The 4,810-nt window shown below is 70.1% G+C and carries 6 protein-coding genes; 5 read left to right on the forward strand and 1 reads right to left on the reverse strand.

Annotation, left to right across the window (positions count from 1 at the left end):
• The 3 genes from F9K34_RS17085 to F9K34_RS17095 all read left to right on the forward strand — a co-directional run.
• A partial coding sequence (locus F9K34_RS17085) for an aminopeptidase N C-terminal domain-containing protein (protein WP_291338320.1) occupies positions 1-581 on the forward strand: 581 nt, incomplete at its 5' end.
• A complete protein-coding gene (locus F9K34_RS17090; protein WP_291338321.1) occupies positions 574-1,320 on the forward strand; it encodes an SDR family oxidoreductase in 747 nt (248 codons plus the stop codon). The genes F9K34_RS17085 and F9K34_RS17090, both read left to right, overlap by 8 nt.
• A 284-nt stretch (positions 1,321-1,604) precedes the next feature.
• Positions 1,605-1,913, forward strand: coding sequence for a hypothetical protein (locus F9K34_RS17095; RefSeq protein WP_291338322.1), 309 nt, complete (start codon positions 1,605-1,607; stop codon positions 1,911-1,913).
• A 10-nt stretch (positions 1,914-1,923) separates the two neighbouring features.
• Here F9K34_RS17095 and F9K34_RS17100 read toward each other — a convergent pair whose 3' ends face one another.
• A complete protein-coding gene (locus F9K34_RS17100; RefSeq protein WP_436405762.1) occupies positions 1,924-2,529 on the reverse strand; it encodes a transglycosylase SLT domain-containing protein in 606 nt (201 codons plus the stop codon).
• Between the two features lie 216 nt (positions 2,530-2,745).
• On the opposite strand from F9K34_RS17100, the gene gatB reads away from it, so the two are divergent.
• The gene (gatB, locus tag F9K34_RS17105) at positions 2,746-4,263 is read left to right on the forward strand and encodes an Asp-tRNA(Asn)/Glu-tRNA(Gln) amidotransferase subunit GatB (RefSeq protein ID WP_291338324.1); all 1,518 of its coding nucleotides are present in this window, start codon (positions 2,746-2,748) and stop codon (positions 4,261-4,263) included.
• A gap of 112 nt (positions 4,264-4,375) precedes the next feature.
• On the forward strand, positions 4,376-4,810 hold a 435-nt coding region (locus F9K34_RS17110; RefSeq protein ID WP_291338325.1), incomplete at its 3' end, for a DUF4177 domain-containing protein.

Raw genomic sequence — 4,810 nt, forward strand, 5'->3', positions numbered from 1 at the left:
GGCGCCGCGCGCTCCGCCTCGCCTGCCTCGCGCTCCTCAGCCGGATCGACGGCGGCGGGCGGGCGGCAGACCTCTTCGCGTCGGCGGGCAACATGACCGAAAGCGCCGGCGCACTGGCGAGCCTCATCGCCGCGGGCCGCGCCGAAGGCGCGCTCGCCGCCTTCCACGACCGCTGGAAGGGCAACCGGCTGGTGATCGACAAATGGTTCACGCTGCAACCCGCGCTCTGCCCGCCGGACGCGGCGGCGGACGTGGCCGAAAGGCTCGCCGCGCATCCCGATTTCGACTGGAAGAACCCCAACCGCTTCCGCGCGCTCCTCGGCGGGCTTTCGGCCAACCACGCGGGCTTCCACGCCGCCTCGGGCGCCGCCTACCGCTTCTACGCCGAGTGGCTCCTCAGGCTCGACCCGGTGAACCCGCAGACGGCCGCGCGGATGTCCACCGCCTTCCAGAGCTGGGCACGATACGACGAGGGGCGCAGGTCGCGGATCCGGGCGGAGCTTGACCGGATCCTCGCCGCGCCCGGCCTCAGCCGCGATCTGGGCGAGATGGCGGGCCGGATAAGGGGCGCCGATGCGTAGGACGGCACTCGTCACCGGGGCCTCCGACGGGATCGGGCAGGAGACCGCGCGGGAACTGGCGGGGTCCGGCTGGGACGTGGCTATCCACTACAACTGCAACCGAGCCGGCGCGGAACTGACCGCGCGGGGCGTGACCGCAGCGGGCGGGCGGTCCGCCCTGCTTCAGGCCGACCTCACCGATCCCGCGGCCGTGATGCGGCTTATGGCCGCGTATGACGCGGCCTTCGGCCGGATGGACGCGCTGATCAACAACGCCGGCATCGTCGACCGCGCCGCGCGGGTGGAGGAGATGACGCCGGAGCGGTTGACGCGCATGTTCGCGGTGAACCTCACCGCGCCCTTCCTGCTGGCCGGCCACGCCGCGCGGCGCATGTCCACCCGCCACGGCGGCGCGGGCGGCGTGATCGTCAACGTCTCCTCCGTCGCGGCCCGGCTCGGCTCGGCCGGCCAGTATGTCGACTATGCGGCCTCCAAGGCCGGGCTCGACGCGTTGACCAAGGGCCTCGCCGACGAGGTGGCGGCCGAGGGCGTGCGCGTCGTCTCGGTCCGCCCCGGCATCATCGACACCGCGATCCACGCCAAGGGCGGCGAGCCCGACCGCGCCATCCGCCTTGCCGACCGCATCCCGATGCGCCGCCCCGGCACGGTGCACGAGATCGCGCGGACGATCCTCTGGCTGCTCTCGGAGGACGCCTCCTACATCACCGGTACGACGATCGACGTCTCGGGCGGGCGCTGACGCCGCGCGAATCGCGCCTCGCGCGGAAACAGCGCGCCGCCGCGCCGCCAATCACGCGCGCGCGCCACCATCGTTTCGCCTGTGGCGTCAGACGCCGGCGGAGGATCGCGGCAATTTCCCATCGCGGCTCTCAGGCCCTAATCTGGTCATGGGTGTATCTGTTTGGGGGCGTGCGTTCCATGAATGTGGAAGCGTTCGGCCGTCTGCGCCAGGCTCGCAGGCCTGGCACATATGTCGCGCTTGGGATCGCGATGGCGGCCGTCTATCTCAGTTTGACGCTGGAAATGAACCGGCTCGTCCCGGCGCTGGCGGTCATCTGGCTCGGCCTCCTGCTCGCGCGGCTCGTCCGCAACCCGGGCCGCGGTTTCCGGCTCGGGCAGGACCGGATCGACTGGTTCACCGAGAAGGGCCGGCAGAGCGCGCGGCTCGACGACCTGCAAAGCGTGCGGATCGGGCGGAGCCCCGAGGGGCAGACCGTCTGCGTTCTTTGCCTTGCCGATGGCCGCACCGCCGCGCTTTCGGGCGTGGGCCGGATGGACGAGCGCGATCTCATGCGCGAGTTCGGTCGCCGGGGCATCCGCATCATCGCCTGAACGCGGACCTTCAGCCCTTGCAGTAGGGCTGTCCGCTCGTCCAGGCGGCGATGTCCGCGCGCTTGGCGCCGACCCGCATCGGCGCCCAGTCGCGCGCGATCCCGCGCCAGCCATCACCGTCCGAGACGATGGCGCCGTCACGGCCGACCTGTGCGGCCGCGATCTTCACGGCGCAGGCGAGATTGGCGCTGCCATCGGTGAGGCCCTTGCCGTCCGGCAAGGCACAGCCATAGGTGCGCGCCGTGCCGGGCGCGATCTGCATGAGCCCGATCCACCGGCCGCCGCCGCCCTTGGCGCGGGGGTTCCAGGTGCTTTCGTGCTTGGCCAGCGCCGAGAGGAGGCCGGCCCAGAAGGCGCGCCGCTCCGGCATCGAGGCCTCTTCGTACTTCGGGCAGAACTGGTCCACGTCGGCCGGCACCGTCGAGGCAAGCACGGCGCCCTCCGCCGTCAGCGCCTTCAGCGTGGCCGCCGTCCATTCGTCTGCCTCGGGCCGGTGGTCCCACCGCATCACAGGCAGGAACGCGGCCTGGCCAACCTCCGGCTGCACCGCCTCGACACAGGCCGAGGGCAGCAACAGCAGGAAGATCCCGGCAAAGCGGAAACGCGACAGCGCCATCGGTCTGGCCTTGAGTGACACCGGCGCCCCGTGCCGGCGCCGCGACCCTCGGGCAAAACACCCACCGAAGGCAACCGGCGGCCGGACGCATCGGCGGAACCCCGCCGCATCCGCGCCCCCGGTTGCGCGTGATTTCGCGCGCCCGCGCCGGCTTGCCCTGCTTGTCTCGCCCGCCCCGCTCCCTTAGAAAGCGGTCCGGACACGGAAGGACGCCCCATGCTCGACCTCGCCTACGAACCCCCGAAACCCAAGGTGATTTCCGGTGCGAAAGCGGATTGGGAACTGGTGATCGGCCTGGAGGTCCATGCGCAGGTCGCGTCCCGGGCCAAGCTCTTCTCGGGCGCGTCGACGGAATTCGGGGCGGAGCCGAACTCCAACGTGTCCTTCGTCGACGCGGCGATGCCGGGCATGCTCCCCGTGATCAACGAGTTCTGCGTCGAACAGGCGGTGCGCACCGGGCTCGGCCTGAAGGCCGCGATCAACCTTCGATCCGCCTTCGACCGCAAGAACTACTTCTACCCGGACCTGCCGCAGGGCTACCAGATCAGCCAGCTTTACCACCCGATCGTCGGCGAGGGCGAAATCCTCGTGGTGCTGGCGCCCGGCATCGCCCGCCGCGTGCGGGTCGAGCGGATCCATCTGGAACAGGACGCCGGCAAGTCGATCCACGACCTCGACCCGACCATGTCCTTCGTCGACCTCAACCGCACCGGCGTCGCGCTGATGGAGATCGTCTCGCGCCCCGACATCAGGGGGCCGGAGGAAGCGGCGGCCTATGTGGCCAAGCTCCGCCAGGTCCTACGCTACCTCGGCACATGCGACGGCAACATGCAGAACGGGAACCTCCGCGCCGACGTCAACGTCAGCATCTGCCGGCCGGGGGATTACGAGAGATACCAGGCGACGGGCGATCATTCTGTGCTCGGAACCCGCTGCGAGATCAAGAACATGAACTCGATGCGGTTCATCCAGGCCGCGATCGAATTCGAGGCGCGGCGCCAGATCGCCATCGTCGAGGACGGCGGCAAGGTCGAGCAGGAGACGCGGCTCTACGATCCCGACAGGGGCGAGACCCGCTCCATGCGCTCGAAGGAAGAAGCGCACGACTACCGCTATTTCCCCTGCCCCGACCTCCTGCCGCTCGAGATCGAGCAGGACTGGGTGGACGCAATCGCCGCGTCGATGCCGGAACTGCCGGACGCCAAGCGCGCCCGCTTCGTGGCCGACTACGGCATGACCGAATACGACGCGGGCGTGCTGACCGCCGAGGTGGAGAATGCCGCCTTCTTCGAGGAGGTCGCCCGCGGGCGCGACGGCAAGCAGGCGGCGAACTGGGTGATCAACGAGCTTTTCGGCCGGCTGAACAAGGAGGGGCTGACCGTCGAGGCCTCGCCCGTCTCCGCCCGGCAGCTCGGCGGCGTGCTCGACCTCATCGCCTCGGGCGAGATTTCCGGCAAGATGGCGAAGGACCTCTTCGAGCTTCTCTGGACGACGGAGCGCGGCGCCGACCCTGCCGAGGTTGCCGCGAAGCACGGGATGAAGCAGGTCACCGACCTTTCCGCGATCGAGGCGGCGGTCGAGGAGATCATCGCCCAGAACCCCGCGCAGGTCGAGAAGGCCAAGGCGAACCCGAAACTCGCCGGCTGGTTCGTGGGCCAGGTCCTGAAGGCGACCGGCGGCAAGGCCAATCCGGCCGCCGTGAACGCGCTCGTGGCGACGAAACTCGGTCTCTGATCCGCCCGCCGGTCCTGAGCGCACTCTCGCCGGGCTTCGAGGGCCCCACCCTTGCCCGGCCGGGGCGCATCCGCTATGGGGCTCAGGTCCCGCCCTGCCAGACGAGGCTCCGATGCAGACGTACGAGTACAAGGTGGTTCCCGCCCCGACCCGAGGCGAGAAGGTGCGTGGCGCGAAGACGCCCGCCGACCGGTTCGCACAGACGCTTGCCACGGTGATGAACGATCTCGCCCGCGAGGGCTGGGAATATGTCCGCGCCGATACCCTGCCGTCGGAAGAGCGCACCGGCCTGACAAAGCGGACGACGGTCTATCACTCGCTGCTGGTGTTCCGCCGCGCGACCGCGGCCGAGGGGGATGGCGGGGCGCCGCGGCGGCTGCTGACCGCCGACGCCCCCGCCGGCCGGGCCCCGGCAATCCAGATCGAGACCGAGGGCGCGGCCAATATTCCCTTCTGCATGATCACCGTGACCAACAACGCCGGCGGCGGACAGCCGGTGTCGATGGACAATATTCGCAACGTCAAGGCGCTGCTCGCCAGACATCGC

This window comes from Albidovulum sp., from assembly GCF_008933605.1.
Taxonomy (GTDB): domain Bacteria; phylum Pseudomonadota; class Alphaproteobacteria; order Rhodobacterales; family Rhodobacteraceae; genus Albidovulum.